At 32.4% G+C, this 20,621-nt stretch carries 17 protein-coding genes and 3 riboswitches; of the genes, 15 read left to right on the top strand and 2 right to left on the bottom strand.

Features of this window, described 5'->3' with window-relative positions:
• Nucleotides 1-9 precede the first annotated feature (9 nt).
• The 13 genes from CLRAG_RS15840 (at nt 10) to CLRAG_RS15780 (ending at nt 14,390) form a co-directional block, all read left to right on the top strand.
• Entirely contained in the window at nt 10-2,913 is a 2,904-nt protein-coding gene (locus CLRAG_RS15840; protein WP_065079280.1) for a cell wall-binding repeat-containing protein, read from the top strand.
• 84 nt (nt 2,914-2,997) lie between these two features.
• Nucleotides 2,998-3,936, top strand: coding sequence for an energy-coupling factor transporter transmembrane component T (locus CLRAG_RS15835; RefSeq protein WP_065079312.1), 939 nt, complete (start codon nt 2,998-3,000; stop codon nt 3,934-3,936).
• The gene (locus CLRAG_RS15830; RefSeq protein WP_065079279.1) at nt 3,917-5,545 is read left to right on the top strand and encodes an ABC transporter ATP-binding protein; all 1,629 of its coding nucleotides are present in this window, start codon (nt 3,917-3,919) and stop codon (nt 5,543-5,545) included. Before CLRAG_RS15835 ends, CLRAG_RS15830 begins: the two co-directional genes overlap by 20 nt.
• The gene (locus CLRAG_RS15825) at nt 5,542-6,231 is read left to right on the top strand and encodes an ECF transporter S component (protein ID WP_013238880.1); all 690 of its coding nucleotides are present in this window, start codon (nt 5,542-5,544) and stop codon (nt 6,229-6,231) included. The genes CLRAG_RS15830 and CLRAG_RS15825 overlap by 4 nt, the downstream gene beginning before the upstream one ends.
• 22 nt (nt 6,232-6,253) lie before the next feature.
• Nucleotides 6,254-7,018 carry a DUF4430 domain-containing protein gene (locus tag CLRAG_RS15820; RefSeq protein ID WP_083985757.1) on the top strand — a complete coding sequence of 255 codons (765 nt, stop codon included), beginning with the start codon at nt 6,254-6,256 and terminating at the stop codon, nt 7,016-7,018.
• A 27-nt stretch (nt 7,019-7,045) separates the two neighbouring features.
• Nucleotides 7,046-8,935 (top strand): cell wall-binding repeat-containing protein, encoded by a 1,890-nt coding sequence (locus CLRAG_RS15815; protein ID WP_065079278.1) that lies wholly within the window; start codon nt 7,046-7,048, stop codon nt 8,933-8,935.
• Between the two features lie 35 nt (nt 8,936-8,970).
• Nucleotides 8,971-9,678 carry an ECF transporter S component gene (locus tag CLRAG_RS15810; protein WP_242872159.1) on the top strand — a complete coding sequence of 236 codons (708 nt, stop codon included), beginning with the start codon at nt 8,971-8,973 and terminating at the stop codon, nt 9,676-9,678.
• 21 nt (nt 9,679-9,699) lie between these two features.
• Nucleotides 9,700-10,443, top strand: a complete 744-nt coding sequence (locus CLRAG_RS15805; RefSeq protein WP_065079277.1) for a DUF4430 domain-containing protein — start codon at nt 9,700-9,702, stop codon at nt 10,441-10,443.
• 22 nt (nt 10,444-10,465) lie between these two features.
• Nucleotides 10,466-11,221, top strand: coding sequence for an efflux RND transporter periplasmic adaptor subunit (locus CLRAG_RS15800; RefSeq protein WP_065079276.1), 756 nt, complete (start codon nt 10,466-10,468; stop codon nt 11,219-11,221).
• An 18-nt stretch (nt 11,222-11,239) separates the two neighbouring features.
• Complete coding sequence (locus tag CLRAG_RS15795) at nt 11,240-11,947, top strand: HlyD family efflux transporter periplasmic adaptor subunit (RefSeq protein WP_083985755.1); 708 nt, start codon at nt 11,240-11,242, stop codon at nt 11,945-11,947.
• 12 nt (nt 11,948-11,959) lie between these two features.
• On the top strand, nt 11,960-12,928 hold the full coding sequence (locus CLRAG_RS15790) for a TIM barrel protein (RefSeq protein ID WP_065079275.1): 969 nt from the start codon (nt 11,960-11,962) through the stop codon (nt 12,926-12,928).
• A gap of 97 nt (nt 12,929-13,025) precedes the next feature.
• Nucleotides 13,026-13,201: riboswitch (cobalamin riboswitch) on the top strand.
• A gap of 152 nt (nt 13,202-13,353) precedes the next feature.
• Nucleotides 13,354-14,028, top strand: a complete 675-nt coding sequence (locus tag CLRAG_RS15785) for an energy-coupling factor ABC transporter permease (protein WP_065079274.1) — start codon at nt 13,354-13,356, stop codon at nt 14,026-14,028.
• Between the two features lie 2 nt (nt 14,029-14,030).
• Entirely contained in the window at nt 14,031-14,390 is a 360-nt protein-coding gene (locus CLRAG_RS15780) for a hypothetical protein (protein ID WP_065079273.1), read from the top strand.
• A gap of 98 nt (nt 14,391-14,488) precedes the next feature.
• Nucleotides 14,489-14,665: riboswitch (cobalamin riboswitch) on the top strand.
• Between the two features lie 231 nt (nt 14,666-14,896).
• Here CLRAG_RS15780 and CLRAG_RS15775 read toward each other — a convergent pair.
• Both CLRAG_RS15775 and CLRAG_RS15770 read right to left on the bottom strand, forming a co-directional pair.
• The gene (locus tag CLRAG_RS15775; protein WP_420808100.1) at nt 14,897-16,066 is read right to left on the bottom strand and encodes a phosphoribosylaminoimidazolecarboxamide formyltransferase; all 1,170 of its coding nucleotides are present in this window, start codon (nt 16,064-16,066) and stop codon (nt 14,897-14,899) included.
• Nucleotides 16,067-16,124: 58 nt separating this feature from the next.
• A riboswitch (ZMP/ZTP riboswitch) is annotated at nt 16,125-16,205 on the bottom strand.
• 61 nt (nt 16,206-16,266) lie between these two features.
• Nucleotides 16,267-17,199, bottom strand: coding sequence for a metal ABC transporter substrate-binding protein (locus CLRAG_RS15770; RefSeq protein ID WP_065079271.1), 933 nt, complete (start codon nt 17,197-17,199; stop codon nt 16,267-16,269).
• Between the two features lie 443 nt (nt 17,200-17,642).
• On the opposite strand from CLRAG_RS15770, the gene CLRAG_RS15765 reads away from it, so the two are divergent.
• Both CLRAG_RS15765 and CLRAG_RS15760 read left to right on the top strand, forming a co-directional pair.
• Entirely contained in the window at nt 17,643-18,116 is a 474-nt protein-coding gene (locus CLRAG_RS15765; RefSeq protein ID WP_065079270.1) for an HAD family hydrolase, read from the top strand.
• Between the two features lie 363 nt (nt 18,117-18,479).
• Complete coding sequence (locus tag CLRAG_RS15760; protein WP_065079269.1) at nt 18,480-20,162, top strand: MutS-related protein; 1,683 nt, start codon at nt 18,480-18,482, stop codon at nt 20,160-20,162.
• Nucleotides 20,163-20,621 lie beyond the last annotated feature (459 nt).

Genomic DNA, 20,621 nt, shown 5'->3' with positions numbered 1-20,621 from the left:
GGGGATACTATGAAAAAAATTATAACTAAGATTATTATGTTTTTGTTTATAGTAAGTATTGGAATGTGTGGTTTTAGTGGAAGTGCATATGCAGAATCAGGTGCGAATGCAAAAACTACACAGCAAAGTGTAAATATAAGTAAAGACAGGATTTATGGAAATGATAGAATTGAAACTTCACTGAAAATAAGTCAAAGTGGTTGGAAAAATGGTTCAAGCACTGTAGTTATAGCCCAGGGTTATGGGTATGCAGATGCCCTTTGTGCAGGACCACTTGCTAAAAAATATAATGCACCTATAATACTTTCAAAGCAAGATGGATTAAGTGATGAGACTGTAAGTGAATTAAAAAGACTTAAGGTAAGTAAAGCTTTTGTAATTGGAGGTAAAGCTTCATTATCTGATAATGTGGAATCTGAACTAAAAAATATTGGTATAAATGATGTAGAGAGGCTCGAAGGTGCAACAAGATATGAAACTTCTGTGAAAATAGCTGAAAGTTTAGGAAATAGTGTAAATAGTATTGTAGTTGCATCTGGAAACGGCTATGCAGACAGTCTTTCTATAGCACCTATAGCTTCAAAAAAAGGAATGCCAATACTTTTATCACAAAAGGATATTCTTCCTGATGTAGTTAAAAATTATATAAAAAAAGTAAACGTGAACAAAAGTTATGTAATAGGTGGAATAAATTCTATATCTGATAATATAACAAATTCGCTCTCAAATGTGCAGAGAATTGGAGGAAGTAATAGATTTGAAACAAACTTAGCTGTACTTCAAAATTTTAAATCTGATTTTGATTTTAGCAATGTGTATATAGCTGAGGGAAATGGAACAAGTGGAAATGAATTTGCAGATGCTCTTTCAGGTTCAGCTCTTGCAGCTCAAAAATCTGCTCCTGTTGTACTTGTTTATAATACAATATCTACCGACACTGCAAATTTTATAAAGTCTAATATGTCCAAGGATACTGTTCTTACAGCTTTAGGTGGAACATTAGTAGTACCTGATGTAATTTTAAATGGAATTGAAGATTTATTTAATGGCAAAACCCCTGACAGTGGTATAGGAAATCCCACTACAGCAACTACAACTACAACTATAACTACAAACCCTACTTCAGATAAGTTACATGTGTCACTTGTAATTGATGGTTATAAAGGAAATGTAATCAATGAAACAAATTTAGAGGCTGCCAAAGGAGAGTCAGTTTACGACTTGCTTAAAAGTACTCTTGATAGTAAGGGAATAAAATTTGTAAATAAGGGAACTGGTGGCAGTACTACGGGTGCAGCTGTATATATATCAAGTATAGATGGAGAAACGGAATTTGATAGGCCAAGAGGAAATGGACAGACAAATCAGAGTGGATGGAAATACAGTGTGGATGGCACTTTTCCAAATCATGGCTGTGGAGTAGAATACATTAACAATGACAATGAAAAAATACACTGGATTTATGTTGTTGGAGCTTGGGATGAGACTCAATTTAGAGATGTAGATTCAATTACTCTTAACAAAACTGATTTAACTTTAAATGCAAATCAAACTGAAAATCTTACAGCTGCTGTTAGCCCTTCTAATGCTACTGATAAAGATGTAACATGGGAAAGCAGTGATAAAACTGTAGCCACAGTAGACAGTAATGGTAAAGTAACAGCCGTAAATTCAGGTACAGCAACAATAACAGCAAATTCAATAGATAATACAAAGGGATTTGTTCGTAATTATACACCACAATCTGCTTCCTGTAAGGTTACTGTTAATTCATCAAATTCAGGTGGAAATACTCCATCTTCTATTTCTGTAACAGGAATAACTTTAGATAAAACAGGAACTGTTGCAGTAGGAGGTACACTCCAGTTAAAGGCATCAGTACAACCAGATAATGCTACTGATAAAAATGTAAATTGGTCAAGTAGTGATAAGACTATAGCAGCAGTAGATGGAAAAGGATTGGTAACAGGAGTAAAAGAAGGAACAGCAACAATAACAGCAGTTACGGAAGATGGAAATAAAACAGCAGCTTGCACTATAACGGTAAAAAACTCCCAGATAAAAGATTATACATCATCTATAAATAATCTTATAAATGGAATAAGCTCAAGCATTACAAGTAATAATTGTGATGATTGGATTGCCCTTGGATTAAATAAAACAAGCAATCAGGTACCAAAAGATTATTTATCAAAATTGCAGGACAGAATAACAAGCAATACAAAAGGAGGAGTACTGGATTTAGGACAACCTACGGAGTATGAAAGAACTACACTAGCAGTACTTGTAGCTGGAGGAAACCCTACAAATATATCAGGTCAGAACCTTATAGAAAAAATGTGCAACAGTGATATGGACAGCCAGGGGATAAATGCCTATGTGTTTGGACTTATAGCCCTTGACTCAAAAAATTTCAAGGTACCGGATAATGCAAAATGGACTAGAGATACTTTAATTAAAGCTATATTAAATAATAAAACCAAAGACGGTGGCTGGAGTTATGCTGGTGATTCAGCAGATCCTGATATGACTGGTATGGCAATTTCTGCACTAGCTCCATATTACAGCACTAATTCAGATGTAAAGTCAGCTGTTGATGCGGCGGTTAATACACTTTCCAAAATACAAGAAGGTGACGGTGGATTTGTATCCTGTGGCATTGAAAATAGTGAGAGTTCAGCTCAAGTTATAATAGGTTTGTGCGCAAATGGTATAGATCCAACTACAGACAGCAGATTTATAAAAAATGGTAAAAATCCAATGGATTCACTATTGAGCTTTGCCACAAGTGACAACAAAGGTTTTGGACATACAGATACTTCATTGAATGGTATGTCTACAGAACAGGGATTGGAAGCTGTGGCAGCATATAATCTTTTTAAGAGCAAAGGAGGATCTCTATATAAATTTTAGTTAATGAATATAGATAGCTTAGAGAATGGCTTACTTTTACTAAGTCATTCTTCAGTTAATTTTAAGGAAGTGAGAATTAATATAATGAGTGAAGGAGTAAAAGCAGTACCTTTGTCAAAATCACGGAATAGGGAAAAGGTTAGACATTTTATTGACTTTAAACAGTATCATGTTCTTACTGCATCACTGGTATTTATGTCTATGATGATTATAATATTTTCTAATGATAATCCAGTAATACTTGGATCTGTGTACATATTTATTATAGGAATGATAATATTTTCAAAGGAAAAACAAAAGTTTAAAACCGGATTTTATTATTTTATTCCAATTGCTATTTTGATAATAGTTATAAATATGCTTTTTGTAAGTTCAGGAAGCACTACCCTTTTTTATCTTTTTCACAAGCGTTTTACATTAGAAGCTGTAATTTATGCAGTAGTTATGTGTTTTAAATTTTTAGCTGTCATATATCTCTTTTTAATACTTGAAATCATGATTGATACGGATAAAGCAGTTTCCTATTTTTCGTCTATAATGCCAAAGTCCACTCTCATGCTTATGATAAGTTTTAAGCTTATTCCAACTATGAAAGACAGATTTAAGAATTTAAAAGAAATATATGAAATAAGGGGAGTTATATTTAACAAGAAAAAAGCGAAGGAAAAAGCACACAGCTATATTCCCGTAATGTCGGTACTTTTAGAGGATTCTATGGAAGGTTCTTTTAGCATAGGTGAATCTGCCTATGTAAGGGGATTTTTAAGTGGCAGCAGGAGCGTTTATGATAGACAAAAATTTAAAAACAAGGACTGGGAAGTTATAGTTTTAAGTGTAGCTCTCATGATATTTTATGGTGTAGCACAATTTAAAAAATGGGTGGAGTTTAACATATATGATGGTGTGACTGCTGTTAATTTTTTTAATGTTGGTATAGCCATAATTATTGCGTTTATAGTAGTAATTACTTTAACCATAATTTTTAATAGTGAGGAGAAGGAATATGTCGTATATAGAGATTAGCAATTTAAATTTCACTTATCCCCTTGAGAAACACAAGTCGCTAAAAGACATAAATTTGTCTCTGGAGAAAAATGATTTTCTTCTCATAGCAGGTAGATCAGGCTCTGGAAAATCTACACTTGCAAGGGCTATAGTAGGAACAGTACCTAATTTTTATGGAGGTACTATAGGTGGAGAAATAAAAATAGATGGTGAATTGGTAAACAAAATGAGCCATAAGGAAAGGGCAAAAAAAATAACTATGGTTTTTCAAGATCCGGAAAAGCAGCTTGTTATGAACAAAGTACACAGGGAAATAGCTTTTGGACTTGAAAATATAGGAGCAGATGAAGAAGTGATAAAAAGGAGAGTTTATGAAGCTCTTCAGTTTTCTGGTATACTTCATTTGGCAGAAAGGGATGTAACTTCTCTCTCAGGAGGAGAAAAACAAAAAGTGGCAGTAGCCTCTGCCCTTGTATATATGCCAAGCTGCATAATATTAGATGAACCTACCTCTCAGCTTGATCCTTCATCTGCAGAGGAAATGTTAAATTTAGTAAAAAAGATAAATCAAGAGCTTGGAATAACGGTTATAGTTATTGAGCAGAGAGTAAACAGATGGTTTGATACTGTTGACTCTATAGCAATTATGAACGATGGAACTTTAAAATTGTTTAAAGATAAAAAGGATTTTTATGATAATTGCAATGAAAGACAGTACATGTTTATGCCAGATTATCTTAAGTTTTTTAAAAAATTGGATTTTAATACTATGCCCCAGGATTTTAAAGATGCAAGGGTTAAGATTTTAAACAGTTCTTTGAAATTAAAAGAAAAGGATAAAAGTATTTTTAAGGAAAACGATGAAGCCGAGGTACTTTCTGTAAAGAAAATGGGCTGCAAATATGGCTCAAAAAAGGTTTTGAAGAATTTAAATTTTAATGTAAAAAAAGGTGAATTTATAAGCATAATGGGAGCTAATGGCGCAGGAAAAAGTACTCTTTTAAAATGTGTTATGGGGCTTAAGAATTACGAAGGAACAATAAAGCTTTATGGGAAAGACACATCTAAGATGAATATACGTCAAATAGCAAAGCATATAGGATATGTATCTCAAAATCCTAATGACTATTTGTCTAAGGAAAGTGTATATGAAGAAGTAAAATTTACTATGGATAACTATGGTATATATGATGAGAAGGTTATAAAAAATATCTTAAAAGAACTTGAAATATATGACTTGAGAGAAAAAAATCCAAGAGATTTAAGTGGTGGACAGCGTCAAAGGGTAGCAATTGCCACTATACTTGTTTTGCAGCCGGATATAATCTTACTTGATGAACCTACCAGGGGACTGGAAAGTGGACTTAAATATAAGTTAGGCAAATTACTGGAAAGATTAAATAAAAAAGGCACATCTATTGTACTCATAACCCATGATACTGATTTTGCCAGTAATTTTTGCAAAAGGTATATGATTATGTTTAACGGTGCCATAGTAGCGGATGGGGATAAAAAACAGGTACTAGGAGATGGAATATTTTATACTACTTCCATGAATAAACTGCTTAGAGATAGGGAAGACAGTATATTTACATTGGAAGAAGCGCTTGGAAGGTGTGAGGTATGAAAAGATTAATAATTGCAATTACAGCTGCCATAATTATAGTATTAATGGCGCTTACAGTAAAGAGTGATTTTCAAACCGGAGTTTCAGTTATGTGCATGGTTGGTGTTTTTGCAATACTGTTTATGAGTTATTTCTATTTTGAAAAAAGTAATGCAGGAACAAAAGAAATAGCAATTATAGCTACGTTGAGTGCTTTTGCCACCGTTGGCAGAATAGCTTTTGCGCCTATTCCAAATGTAAAACCTGTTACATTTTTAGTTGCTTTAACTGGATTTGTGTTTGGACCTTATGAGGGATTTTTAGTTGGAAGTACTACAGCTTTTTTATCCAATATATTCTTTGGACAGGGTCCCTGGACACCATGGCAGATGTTTTGCTGGGGACTTGTGGGAATTATAGCAGGCTTTTGGGGTAAAAAAGGAAAAAAAGTATCAGCTTTTAATTTTTCAGTAGTATGCTTCTTATTTGGCTTTATGTTTGATTGGATTATGGATCTTCAATATATAATTGGATTTGTAAAGCCTTTAAATTTCTGGACGTTTATAGGAGGATATGTATCAGGCCTTACTTTTGATGTTTTACATGGAGGAAGTTCATTTATATTTTCAATTATATTTTATGATAGCTTTTTACCTGTATTCAAGCGGTATAAGCGAAAACTCATTATAAGTTATATCCAGCAATAAATAAAGGAGGTAATGTGTATTTATGAATATTAAGAAGAACAAAAAGAAGTATGTTATAGCAATTACTGCCTTTGCTATATTTGTAATTATGTTTACTTTTGGCTTAAAAGCTGAAAGAATGTATGCTAATACGCTGACAAATAAGCAGATGAGTGCTGAAAATTCTCAAAGCAAATCCAGCCATAAAAATGCTGCAGGTAATGCTGCAGAAAATAAAAATGATTCTACTTCAAAGTCTTCTGAAAACGGTAGTAAATCTTCTGGTTCTGGTGGATCTTCTTCTGCAAGTAGTAAGTCTTCTTTAGATTATCCATCAAACACTGAATCTAAAAATGGATCAAAATCAAGTAATCCTTCTACTGTTACCTCAAAAGGAAGTGTAAAGGTTACTTCTACAGATCCAGAGAGCAAGTGTACTTTTCAGGTTATCGATACAGTCCACGGCAATAAAATGGTTGTTTCAAAAGATGTGGACAAAAGTATGGAGGGTGAAACTGTAGGATATATAACGGAAAGAATTTTGGATGATGCTAAGATAAATTATAGATGTACAGGTTCTGTTTCTACACTTTATTTTGCAGCTATAGATGGACTTGAAGAGAAAAAAGCTGGAAAACTTTCAGGATGGTGCTATTATATCAGAAAAAATGGAGACAACGTATTTCACAAACCTAATATAGGCAGTGGACAGTGGACATGGCACAATGGTGATGTAATAGTTTGGAAGTATCTTGCTGATGGAATTCATGATGGCTATGAAGGTGACTGGGGAAAGAGCAGTTTCTAAAATAAAAGAGAAGGGAATGAAAGTAATATGAAAAAGAATATTAATAAGTTTATTGTATTTTTATGTACACTGGGTATTACAATATCTGGGTTTGAAGCAAATGTAAATGCTGATGCAGGAAGTAAAAATTCTGCTGCTAAAACTATAACTAGAGATAGAATTTATGGAAGCGATAGAATTGGAACTTCACTTAAAATAAGTCAAAATGGGTGGAAAGATGGGTCCAGTACTGTAGTTATAGCACAGGGATATGGTTATGCAGATGCTCTTTGTGCAGCTCCTCTTGCAAAAAAATTCAATGCACCTATAATTCTTTCAAGGCAGGATGCCTTAAATGATAATACTATAAGTGAAATTAAAAGACTTAAAGCAAGTAAGGTGTTTTTAATTGGAGGAACAGCTTCATTATCTGACAATATAGTAACTCAACTAAAAGGTCTTGGGATAAGTGATATACAAAGACTTGGAGGTACAAATAGATATGAAACTTCAGTGAAGGTAGCCCAGAATATTGGTAATGTAGATAGTGCCGTAGTTGCATCAGGAAATGGTTATGCAGATAGCCTCTCTATAGCACCAATAGCTGCAAGTAAAGGCATGCCAATACTTTTATCAGGAAGTGGAAGCCTACCAGATGTAGTAAGTAACTATATAAAAGGCAGTAACGTAAAAAAGACTTATGTAGTAGGGGGAACTGCTTCTATAGGAGATAACGTAAAAAATGTACTTCCAAATGCTGAAAGGTTAGGAGGTTCTACTAGATTTGAAACAAATCTTTCTATACTTCAAAATTTTAAATCAGATCTTAAATTTGACAATGTTTATATAGCAGAAGGAGACGGACCAAGTGGAAATGAATTTGCAGATGCACTTTCAGGTTCAGATCTTGCAGCAGAAAAATCTGCTCCTATGGTACTTGTTTATAAAACTATTTCTACTAATACTTCAAATTTTATAAAATCTAATATGTCAGATAATACTGTACTTACAGCTTTAGGCAGCAATTTAGTTGTACCTGATTCAATTTTAGATGAAATTGAAGGTATATCTAGTGGAGTTTCTTCTTCTGTAGACAATTCCTTAAATTCAGCTGTAAGCAAAATACTAAGTAATGCAGAAAAAGAAGGATTAGATGATTGGCAGGCATTAGCAATATCGAGATATAGGGCAGCAGTTCCTGCAAGTTATCTGAGTAATCTTCAAAATAGCATAAGTTCTGTAAATGGAGAATTAACACAACCTACTGATTATGAGAGGACTACTTTAGCACTTATGGCCATAGGACAGGATCCTACAAATTTTCAGGCTGGTGATAAAAGTTATAATCTCATAGAAAAGATATATAATAACAAAGATATATCGGAACAGGGAATAAATGCAGAAGTATTTGCACTTATAGCTCTGGATTCTGGAAACTTTAACATACCACAAGATTCTGCATGGACAAGAGATAAATTAATAAGTGAAGTCTTAAAGAATAGAACAAATGATAAAGGTTGGGATTATGCTGGGGAGAAAGCTGATCCGGATATGACTGGTATGGCACTTACGGCTTTAGCACCTTATAAAGATAAAGAAGATGTGAAGGATGCTGTTAGTACAGCTTTTGATAAACTTTCTTCTATGCAAGATGCAGATGGTGGTTATTCTTCCTGGGGAGTATCTAATAGTGAGAGTATATCACAGGTCATAATAGCTCTCTGTGCCAACGGAATAGATCCTACAAGTGAATCTTTTACTAAAAATGGGAAGACCACAATAGATGCCCTTTTAAGTTATGAAGTAGCAGGTGGAGGATTCTGCCATGTAAAAGGAACAGGATACAATGCTATGGCAACGGAACAGGCAACTCAAGCACTTGAGGCATATAAGATGTTTAAGGGAAATGCAGGGAGAGGTATATATAAATTTAAATAGACTATTAATGTATTAAAAATATTGGAAGGTGTAAAATGATAAAAAAAATAGTAATTCCATTTACGGCTGTTATTATTATAGCTCTTATGGCTCTTACATTTAAAAATGATGTTCAAACAGGAGCTTCTCTTATGTCTACAATTGGGGTATTTGCCATACTTTTTTTAAGCTATTTTTATTTTGAAAAAAGCAATGCAGGTACAAAGGAAATAGCAATTATAGCTACATTAAGTGCTTTTGCAGCTGTTTCAAGAGTAGCTTTTGCACCTGTTCCAAATGTAAAGCCGGTAACTTTTTTAGTAGCACTAACTGGTTTTGTGTTCGGTCCTTATGAAGGTTTCTTAGTGGGAAGCAGCACAGCTTTTTTATCTAATATATTTTTTGGACAAGGACCTTGGACTCCATGGCAGATGTTTTCCTGGGGACTTGTAGGAATTATAGCGGGTTTTTGGGGTAGAAAGGGAACTAAAGTTTCAGCTATAAAGTTTTCTCTTGTATGCTTTTTGTTTGGATTTATGTTCGATTGGATTATGAATATATGGTATGTATCTGCATTTATAAAACCTATAAATATAGCAAGTATTATAGGAGCATATATATCAGGACTTACCTTTGATATTTTGCATGGAGGGGGTTCTTTCATATTTTCAATTATATTTTACGATAGTTTTTTTCCTGTCCTACAGAGGTATAAGAAAAAGCTTAGCATAACTTATATAAATGGCGAAAATATAGTAGATTAAGGGAAAAGGAGATGATTGTGATTGAATAAAAAGAAAAAATATATTATAGCTGTAGTAGCATTTGTGGTCTGTGCCATCTTATTTACATTTGCTATAAAGGCTGAGAGAATGTATAGTGATAGCCTTACAAATAAGCAGACAAGTTCTCAAGATACAAATAGTAAATCAAAGGCACTTAGTCAGTCACAGGGTGCTAAAGATAAAGAAAATGGAAAATCAAAAGATTCATCTAAAAGCTCCAGTGGAGCACCTTCTTCTGAAACTCAAAAAAATGATAAATCCTCATATATAAGTTCTGCGGGAAGTGGCTCAGGGAGTAATTCCAGCCAGAAAGAAAATAATCCTGAAGCTTCCCAATCTTCAGGTGAAAATATAGTGGTTAAGTCGGGTGATCCAGAAGAAAATAATTCTTTTCAGTTTATTGATACAGTTAATGGTAATAGTGTTTTTTTAAGAAAAGATGTAAACAACATGGACGGTGAAACGGTAGGTTACATAACGGAAAGAATTTTGGATGATGCTAAAATAAATTACAAATGTACGGGATCTGCTTCTACAGTATATTTTGCAGCTATAAAAGGGCTGGAAGAGAAAAAGGCAGGAAGGCTTTCTGGATGGTGTTATTATGTTAGAAAAAAGGGACAAAGCAAGTTTGTAAAACCAAACGTTGGAAGTGGTCAGTGGATATATCATACTGGGGATATAGTTGTATGGAAATACTTAGCTGATGGCATACATGACGGTTATTCAGATGATTGGAAATAATATGATTCATGGGAGGATGCAGATGAAAAAAGCTATTTTATTTTGTTTAGCTATTGGAATATTTTTTAGTGGATGCAGTTCTACAAATAGTATAAGTAATACTAAATCTACAAACTTAGCTATATCAAATTCTGATACTAACTTTATAATGGGTGGAAAGATTGCAACAAATGACAATGTAGATATAACTTCTAATATTTCCGGAAGAGTTTCTGAAATATCCACAGAATTAGGTAAAAAGGTAAATTCGGGAGATGTTGTTATTAAATTAGATACATCAGATTTACAGAGCAAAGTTGATCAGGCTAAGTCAGCAGTAAATGCAGCACAGGCAAACCTATCTAGTGCAACTATTTCAACTGCATCTAATATTTCTGAATATCAATCTGAGCTGGCTCAGGCTCAAGCTCAATTAAAAACTTCAGAGGCATCTTTAAAAGATGCCTCTATTACAGCACCTATTTCAGGTACAGTAAGTTCACAAAACATTAATGTAGGAGACATGGTTATTCCAGGTAAACCACTTGTTTCAATAGTTAATGCAGAGAATCTCTATGTAAATGTATATGCACCAATAAACATTTTAAATCAAATTCAAGTTGGGCAGAGTGTAGTGATAAAAGTACCAGATATCTCAGATAATGAGTTTTCGGGAAAGATAGCTGTCATAAATTCAAAAGTGAATTTACAGAGCCAGGATGTTCTTGTAAAGGTAACTTTAAATAGTAAAAATGGACTTTTAAAACCAGGTATGTTTGCAGAGGTTGGATTGAAATAATGAAAAAGGTGGGTTAATATGAAACTTGGTACAGTCATTAATATAATTAAAAATCGTAAAAAAGTGGTTATAGGAATATTAGCATCAGTTTTAATGATAGCTATTGGTTGGGTTTCCTATTATGTATATGAACACGTGTATTATGTAGCTGCTGATGATGCAAAAGTTACTGCTGATGTGATTAAAGTAGGTTCACAAATTCAAGGAAAAGTACTACAATTTAATGTAAACGAAGGAGATTTAGTTAGCAAAGATGAAATATTGGCACGTCAGGATATGGGTAATCTTCCGGACTCTAGTATAGAACAATCTTTAATAAAATCACCTATTGACGGTATTGTTGTAAAAAAGGAAGTGAATGCAGGGGAAGTTTTATCTCCAGGAAAAACTGCAGCACTTTTAGCAGATCCTGAAAATTTTTATGTTACTGCAAAGATAGATGAAACAAAAATAAGAAGATTAAAGGTTGGACAACCTGTTCAGATAACTATAGATGAATATGGTTCACAAAAATTTCAAGGAAAAATAAAATCTATAGGTGAAATGACAGAAGATGCGTTAAATCCCACAGCATATTCAACTGACGGAAAGCATAACAGAAAAGTTGAAAAAATACCTGTAAAAATTGTATTTGACAATTCTAAAAAATTAAAAAGTCAACTTACTATGGGTACCAATGCGTCTGTAAAAATTTGTGTAGTAAACGAAAATACTAAAAGTAAATAGGAGATATAAAAAATGCTAAAGTTAATGAATTTGTCTACATATAATTATGATGTTGAAAGATTTGATTGTAATAAAAATAATATCATAAAATTTTTAAAAAAACATAAAATGAATGGTATTGAGCTTTTGCATCCCATAGGGTTAGATGAAAATATTATTCCATGTAACCTTGTTAAAGGCGTCCATTTAAAGTATTATCCTACATGGCTAGATTTTTGGAATAATAATACACAGGAACTTTTAAAACAATTCAAAAGTTTGGATGTTATTGAAAAATATTATGGTGGTACTAACAGAGAAATTATGATAGAGCACTACAGAAAAGAGATTAAAATGGCTGATAAGATTGGTGCAGAATATGCTGTTCTTCATGTAGCTCATGTACAAGAAAAGCATGTTTTCAATTATGATTTTACATATACTGATAAAGAAATTATAGATGCTGCTAGTGATCTAATAAATGAAGTTTTTAAAGGCATGGATACAAACATAAAATTACTATTTGAAAATGAGTGGTGGCCTGGATTTACCATGTTAAGTTATGAAAATGCGTATAGGTTATTAGATAAAGTTAATTATTCAAATAAAGGATTTGTATTGGATACATCACATTTAATGAATACAAATTTGCATCTTAAAAGTGAAAAACAGGGAATTGAATATATAATAAATACTGTAAAAAATTTAGGAGAATTAAAAAAAATAATAAAGGGTATACATCTTAATTGTTCTTTATCAGGTGAATACGTAATGGAAAAAATAAGTAGCACAAGAGGAAAAGAGTTTACGTTACCTCCAATGAGTGAAGAAATGTATATGCATGTTTTTAATATAGACAGCCATAAGCCTTTTACAGACACTTGTGTAAAAAAGCTGCTGGATTTTGTAAAACCGGAGTATCTTGTCTACGAGCTTGTTGGAAACTCTATTGGAGAGCTAGAACAATATATCGACACTCAAGATGCAGCTTGTTTACTATAATAGGCACATTAAAGATCATACTTGACATAAAAGAGAAATTGTGAGAAAATTAACGTAAATAATTACATAATGCAATTTTACAGTAATTATCATAAAAGAATATAAAAAAGATATAGGTGCATTATTATGCTGAAAAGGGAAGCCAGATGAAAAGTCTGCACGGTCCCGCCGCTGTGAGAAAAGGAGTCCTTATTTATATGTCACTGGGAAACTGGGAAGGCTATAAGGATGATGATCTTAAGTCAGAAGACCTGCCTATATTGTTTAGAAACCATTAAGCTCTACGAGTGATAGGGAGGTGACTTAATTTTAGTATACTAATTTATTTATTATACATTTAACCCTCTTAGTTTAGTCTAGGAGGGTTAAAATCGTTTACGATGCGTAAGAAGAAGTAACTTATTAAAATTGGAGGTCTTATAAAAATGCATATTGAAGATGGAATTTTATCACCACAGGCCTGGGGTACATGGTATGTAATAAGTGCCATGTTTATTGTACCGGGTATTAAAGAGATTAAAAGAAGAGTTAAGGAGAATTTATATTATAAACCTTTTCTTGCTATGATGGGAGTGGCAGTATTTGTTATTTCTTGCATGCACTTTCCTGTACCTGTAACCGGTTCCTGCTCTCATCCTTGTGGCACACCACTGGCAGCTATTGTAGTAGGACCACTGGCTACTGCTGTAATTTCAGCTATTGGATTGTTTTTTCAAGCCATATTTTTGGGACATGGTGGTATTACAACTATAGGTGCCAATGATTTTTCCATGGGTATTGCAGGAGGAATTTCAGGATATTTTTGCTGGAAGGTTTTAAGACATTTTAAAAGCCCTATATGGCTTGCAGCTGGAGTGGCAGGTTTTGTTGGAGATATAGTTACATATTTAGTAGCAGCTTTGGAACTTGCAATAAGTTTGCATGGACATATCCCTATAGTCAAGCAGTGGATGATATTTTTTGCAGGGTTTGGACCTACTCAAATACCTCTAGCTATAGGCGAAGCAGTATTTACAGCTGTAATTCTGCAGGTTATGGTAAGCAGGCGTCCTGATTTAATGCCAGATGTACTTGGACGGAAATATAAGGAGGCAAGATAGTGATGAAATCAACTACAAATGCAGTAGATGTAGAAAATAAGAAAGGTACAAGCATTAAGTTTATAGATGGATTTACTAAATCTATTCTAACAGTATTGTTAATTTTGTTGGTTCTTATATTTGGAGCAGGTAAGTATATGAGCAGTCATAACATGGAGGCAGGTGGCACTGATGACAAGGTAAACACCATGGCTTCAAGCAAAATTAAAGCAGATCATCATCCATTTATTGAATTGCCTGGTGATGCAGAAGTAGGAGCTTTTTCTGTGGCAAATTTTTGTGCAGGATTGATAGTTGGACATCATTGGGAGAAAATATTTGGCAAATCAAAGTCAAATAAAAAATCTTTAGAGGAAGAGTAGAGTATAAATAAGTCATTATTACAGAATTTTTTTATAATTAAAATATTTAATGCATTTTACTTGACAAATGAATGACATAAGTATATAATGTAAACATAATCAAATAGTAAAGTATGTGGTTTACGTAGGTAATTAAAAGGGAAAATGGTGAAATTCCATTACAGCCCCCGCTACTGTATTGGGTGACGATTTTAAATTTCCACTGGAGTATTCTGGGAAGGAATTAAAGAGGATGATCCTATAGTCAGGAGACCTGCCTATACTTTTGAAATAATCTTTCGGAGGGAAAGATTAATGCATTGGTAATTTTTAAGCTATGTTTTTACAAAATTGATATAGCTACATAATGTGTTAATTAGGGACTTCCAAAAGAAGTCCCTTTTTATATATTGGTGTTAACTTAAACATATCTAATCCCTTTAATACTGCTGTTGCAATGGTGTGCAACAGCAGTTTTTTTAGATCATTACTTAAACTTTAAATGTAACTACTTAGATAATCTATAATTAATGATGAAATAATCTTAAATTTGAAAATGCCATTACCATATTATAATCGTTACAAGCTTTTATTACAATGTCATCTCTTATAGAACCACCTGGCTGAACAATGTACTTCACACCGCTTTTAGAAGCTCTATCTATATTATCTCTAAATGGGAAAAATGCGTCAGATCCTAAAGATACACCTTGAAGTTTTGAAAGCCAATCCGTTTTTTCATCTAAAGTAAGTCTTTTAGGAATTTCAGTAAATACATCTTTCCATCCCATAGTTTCTTCAGGAGTTACGTCATCACGGAGATACTGGTCTATTACATTATCCATTTCAGGTCTTTTAAGTCCTTCTTTAAAAGGAAGGGATAGTACCGTCGGATGTTGTCTTAAAAACCATATATCTGCCTTTGATGCAGCAAGTCTTGTACAGTGAACTCTTGACTGTTGGCCTGCTCCAACTCCAATTACCTGACCGTCTACTGCAAAACAAACTGAGTTAGATTGTGTGTATTTTAGGGTGACCATTGAAATTAGAAGATCTCTTTTAGCGTTTTCTGGCATATTACTATTATCTGTTACTATGTTTTTTAAAAGATCATCTGTTATAACTGCATCATCCCTTTTTTGTTCAAAAGTTACTCCAAATATCTCTCTTTTTTCCATTTCTTCTGGTTCATAATTTGGATCAATTTGAATTATACAGTAGTTTCCTTTTTTCTTTGTCTTTAGAAGCTCTAGTGCTTCCTTGCTATAGGATGGGGCAATTATTCCATCTGAAACCGATGCTTTAAGTATTTTAGCAGCAGATAAGTCAACTTCATCACTTATAGCTGCAAAATCTCCGTAGGAGGACATCCTGTCTGCTCCTCTTGCTCTTGAATAGGCAACAGCTGCAGGGGAGAGTTTCATATCTGAAACTGCATATGCCTTTTTTAATACATCATTTAGAGGCACTGCAACTGCAGCACCTGCAGGACTTACATGCTTAAAAGAAGCAGCACTACAAAGTCCTGTGGCATTTCTAAGTTCCTTTACAAGTTGCCAGGAATTAAAAGCGTCCATAAGATTGATATATCCGGGTCTTCCGTTTAAGATCTTAAATGGAAGAGTACCTTCTTTCATATAAACTCTTGCAGGTTTTTGATGTGGGTTACACCCATATTTAAGTACAAATTCATTCATTTCCATTTATAAAATACCTCCATTTTAAATTTAAGCATAAAAAACCTGGGCAAATTATATAATTTACCCAGGCGGTCGATATCTTTTTTAATCATGCTCCCTATGGTAAACTCCATTTCCGCCAGTTACATGATTATTTTATGCAATTTATTAAATTATATTATATTGAAAAAGTCATGTCAAACAAATTGTTGAAGAATTTATTTTAAGCTGTTATAAATCATTTGCAAATTATATTTCATATTTTGTATGTAATTTTTATTATCTTCATTTCCCTCTATTGTATATATTTTTTCTACTTTTGCTCCAACTTCCTTTGCAAGGGTATTTGATACTTTAGGGCTTACCATGTCTTCCACAAAGATAGTTTTTATTCTATTTTGCTTGCAGTAGTTTACAAGTCCCTCTAATTTTTTAGGTGAGGGTTCTCCTTCTGCAAATACATCTTCTACACTATTTTGTTTTAAACCAAAATCTCTACAGAGATATGCAAAAGCAGCATGGCCTGTTACAAAACTTTTATTTGAAACTGTCTGAAATTTTTTGTTATATTCGTTGTATAAATCATCAAGTTGTTTTGAAAAATCATTGTAATTTTTTTCGTAAAATTTTTTGTTTGATGGATCTGCTTTGATTAAGGCATCTTTTATGTTTTTAGATTGATTCTTGGCATTTTTTAGACTTAGCCACATATGAGGGTCATATTGCCCATGCTCTTTTGTTTCATCACTATCAGTATTTTTAATTGGAACTGAACCTTTTGAAGTATCTACTGCAATCAAATCTTTATTATTTATAGATTTTAAAACCTTGTCTTTCCAGGATTCCATACCCAATCCATTATATATAAACACATTAGCATCACTCAAGTTTTTGAAATCTTTTGCAGTTGGTTGAAAATCGTGAGGCTCTGTGCCAGTAGGTATCATTGTAATAATATCAATTTTATTCTTTCCAATAGCTGAAGTAAATTCTCTCATTGCGTTAAAGGATACAACTACTTTTATTTTGGATTTGGATTCTTTAGTATTATTTGAAGCTGTTCCCGCAGCACAACCTCCCAAAATGAAAATAATGCAGGTAAAAATAAGGGCTAGTATTGTAAACTTAATTGGCGTATTTCTTTTAAGCATAAACTTCCTCCTAAAATATTATATATGCAAATGCAAACAAATTGCATTTGCATATATAATATTACTAGCTGAAAAGGAATTTGTCAATAAATACTAGAAACTTAAGATTTTTATCTTTGGGAATATGATGGTAAAGTTAACATTGACAAGTTATGTTTGAATAGTTTACAGTAAAATTAAGTAATTTGTAAAATGTTATCTGATGGCTACCTACTGTAACACTCCCACGCACACAGCGAAAGCGACTATACCAAATCAAAGATTTGGAATATCTGCTTTTCTATCAAAGTGGGAGATAACAGTAGCTACGCCCCTAGATAATTCATCTAAACTTAGTGGGAGAAACAAAACTCTAAAGAGAAAGCGACTATCACCAAATCAAAGATTTGGGATATCTGCTTTTCCCACTAAGTAAGATTCATTGATAAAGGGGATAATTAAAAATGATAATGTTTGATATACCTGGGAGCAGTAGTATTACAATAAAAAATGTTATTTTTGATTTTAATGGTACTCTTGGACAAGACGGGATTTTAATTGACTCTGTAGGGGATAAATTAAAGGAGTTGGCAGGCAAAGACGTTAATATTTATGTGATTACAGCAGATACTTACGGAACTGTAAAAAATCAGTGCCAGGGTCTTCCAGTTAAAGTTAAAGTATTTAATAAAGAAGATTCATCTAAAGATAAAAAGTATATGGTTGAAAAACTGGGATGTGATGTTACCGCATCTGTTGGCAATGGAAGAAATGATCTGGAAATGTTTAAAAGTAGTATTATATCTATTTGTGTTATTGGGAGAGAAGGATGTTTTACTAAATCTTTGATAGAATCTGATATAGCAGTTACAAATATTTTAGATGCTGTAGATTTATTGTTAAACAATGATAGAATTAGAGCTACACTTAGAACTTAAGCAAAAGTAAAAAACATATAAATTTGTAGGGCTTCTAAGTAGAAAGTTTACTTATACCAGCCATATACTAACAAATTTTATCACACGAAAAACTTTTAATAAGTCTGAAGTTCGGTATTTTGAAAATCTAAAGAAACTTATATAAACTCGTACCTCAGACATATATAAGCTTCTAAGATTTTCTAAAATACCTCACTAAGACTTATAAAAAAAGTTTTTAAGTGTGATTTCAATTTTGTTAGTATATTTTATGTATAAGCTAAAATTTCAATTAGAATCACTATATTTCAATAGATTTGTATATTTTTTTATTTGTAGTATAATTTTTAATTATTCGTTGATAAAATAAAAGGAGGAATAAATATGTGGGTTGTACTCGGATACATAGCTGCTATTATATTAGTAAGTATATTAATATCAATATTTTCAAACATTAAGTCAAATAATGAAATTAGGAGAAGAATAGAAAATGCTTGGGGTGCAGAGGATGAAGAAAAATATACGGAAGATGACCTAAAGAGTACAGCTGAATACTTTAGTAATAGAAAAGAAGCGGAAAAAGAAACAGTTTTTATTGATGAAATTACCTGGAAAGATCTTGATATGGACAGTATTTTTAAAAAAATAAACAATACAGAAAGTAGTCCTGGAGAACAGTACTTATATAATATGTTAAGAGAACCCATATATGATGAGGAGAAACTTAAACATAGAGATGAATTGATAAAATTTTTTCAGAATAATGATAAAGAGAGAAAAAGTATACAATATATACTTGCCAAACTAGGCAAAAATAGGGCTTGTTTTATAACTGATTACTTTTACAATAAGGGCAATAAGAGAAAATCATTACTGCTTTACTATAGAATTTTGTCTTTGATCCCCTTTGCAGGTGTAGGATTAATATTTTTAAATCCATATATTGGGCTGACTACTATTGTATTGTCCTTTTCCTACAATATATTTGTATATTACAAAGAAAAAAATAAGATAAAGCATAAATTTGAGTCCTTTATGTACATACTTAAAATAGTAAAATATGCTGGAGATATTTTGAAACAAGATGTAAAAGAGTTTAAAGATTACAATGAAAAATTAAAGGGGGCTCTTAAAGAGCTAAGATCTATAAAAAGACTTTCTTTTACTTCAAGAAATAATGGTACGGATGTAGGGATAATAGCTGAGTATACTAGTATGTTTTTACTCACGGATTTAATTAATTATGAAAAGATGTCAAATGCCCTTATGGAAAGAAACAGTGAGTTTAAAGTAATATTTGAAGTAATTGGAGTAATAGACAGCTGTATGTCTATTGCAGCTTACAGGAGAAGAATAAAAAATTATGTTACTCCAGAGCTTACGAAATGCAGAAGAAAGCAGGAAAATGTGAATGTGTTTAAAGATATAAGGCATCCCCTTATGAAAAAATCTGTGCCGAACTCCATAGAGATTTCGGATTCCATTTTAATTACAGGGTCCAATGCATCGGGTAAATCAACTTTTTTAAAAACTGTAGCTATAAATATTATTTTAGCTGAGACAATATATACATGTCTTGCTTCAAAATTTAAATGCAGTTATTTCAAAATATATACATCTATGGCTTTGAAAGACGATATATTTAGCAATGAAAGCTATTATATAGTAGAAACTAAATCTTTAAAGAGAATTATAGATAATTTAAATGAGGATATACCTACTATATGTTTTGTAGATGAAATTTTAAGGGGAACTAATACTGTAGAGAGAATTTCAGCTTCTTCTCAAGTGCTGAAATATTTAACTTTAAATAATTGTATATGCATTGCAGCTACCCATGATGTGGAGCTTACTCATATACTTGAAAAATATTTTGAGAATTATCATTTTCAAGAAAGTATTGAAAACAATGAAATAAAGTTTGATTATACAATCCATGAAGGAAGGTCTACCACTCAAAATGCAATAAAACTTTTAGGTATTTTAGGATATAATGATACTATTGTAAAAAAGGCGCAGGATAAGGCAAACAAATTTTTAACTGAAGGTATATGGGAAGTAGAATAAATATAAAAACTTTGCGAAGCAAAGTTTTTGAGAGGACAGAGGACAATTGCCAGAGGACAGTGAAGGATGATTTTTCTCCGCTATGCTACGAAAAATCTTCAATATTAAAAGAACATAAGTTTCTTTTACTTTTCATGGGTACTCTTTTAGTAAGTAATTATCTGAAAATCATAGATTTTAGATACCTACTTAAGTGATGTTTTCCTTTAGTAAAACAAGCTTAAAAATAAATTAGTTTTCTGACGTAAGGAGGAAAACTTACCTTCATTGTCCTTTGTACTCTGTCAATTGTCCTCTGAAAAGTTGGTTATATAATTATAATAGTGAGCATTCAATTTACAATTGAATGCTTTTTGTATGAATTAATGCTTTTATGTTAAGTATTATTATAATACTTTTATGATAATGTTTACAAACGGGTTGAATAATTGCTTAAGTAGATGATATAATAAATATATC

Source organism: Clostridium ragsdalei P11 (genome assembly GCF_001675165.1).
Classification (GTDB): Bacteria; Bacillota; Clostridia; order Clostridiales; family Clostridiaceae; genus Clostridium_B; species Clostridium_B ragsdalei.
The sequence above is the reverse complement of the archived record's forward strand: the minus strand, read 5'-3'. Positions and strand labels throughout refer to the sequence as shown.

Coding starts and splice junctions, on each gene's coding strand:
- CLRAG_RS15840 (WP_065079280.1), top strand. CDS start 10: ATGAAAAAAATTATAACTAAGATTATTATGTTTTTGTTTATAGTAAGT.
- CLRAG_RS15835 (WP_065079312.1), top strand. CDS start 2,998: ATGAGTGAAGGAGTAAAAGCAGTACCTTTGTCAAAATCACGGAATAGG.
- CLRAG_RS15830 (WP_065079279.1), top strand. CDS start 3,917: ATGTCGTATATAGAGATTAGCAATTTAAATTTCACTTATCCCCTTGAG.
- CLRAG_RS15825 (WP_013238880.1), top strand. CDS start 5,542: ATGAAAAGATTAATAATTGCAATTACAGCTGCCATAATTATAGTATTA.
- CLRAG_RS15820 (WP_083985757.1), top strand. CDS start 6,254: ATGAATATTAAGAAGAACAAAAAGAAGTATGTTATAGCAATTACTGCC.
- CLRAG_RS15815 (WP_065079278.1), top strand. CDS start 7,046: ATGAAAAAGAATATTAATAAGTTTATTGTATTTTTATGTACACTGGGT.
- CLRAG_RS15810 (WP_242872159.1), top strand. CDS start 8,971: ATGATAAAAAAAATAGTAATTCCATTTACGGCTGTTATTATTATAGCT.
- CLRAG_RS15800 (WP_065079276.1), top strand. CDS start 10,466: ATGAAAAAAGCTATTTTATTTTGTTTAGCTATTGGAATATTTTTTAGT.
- CLRAG_RS15795 (WP_083985755.1), top strand. CDS start 11,240: ATGAAACTTGGTACAGTCATTAATATAATTAAAAATCGTAAAAAAGTG.
- CLRAG_RS15790 (WP_065079275.1), top strand. CDS start 11,960: ATGCTAAAGTTAATGAATTTGTCTACATATAATTATGATGTTGAAAGA.
- CLRAG_RS15785 (WP_065079274.1), top strand. CDS start 13,354: ATGCATATTGAAGATGGAATTTTATCACCACAGGCCTGGGGTACATGG.
- CLRAG_RS15780 (WP_065079273.1), top strand. CDS start 14,031: ATGAAATCAACTACAAATGCAGTAGATGTAGAAAATAAGAAAGGTACA.
- CLRAG_RS15775 (WP_420808100.1), bottom strand. CDS start 16,066: ATGAATGAATTTGTACTTAAATATGGGTGTAACCCACATCAAAAACCT.
- CLRAG_RS15770 (WP_065079271.1), bottom strand. CDS start 17,199: ATGCTTAAAAGAAATACGCCAATTAAGTTTACAATACTAGCCCTTATT.
- CLRAG_RS15765 (WP_065079270.1), top strand. CDS start 17,643: ATGATAATGTTTGATATACCTGGGAGCAGTAGTATTACAATAAAAAAT.
- CLRAG_RS15760 (WP_065079269.1), top strand. CDS start 18,480: ATGTGGGTTGTACTCGGATACATAGCTGCTATTATATTAGTAAGTATA.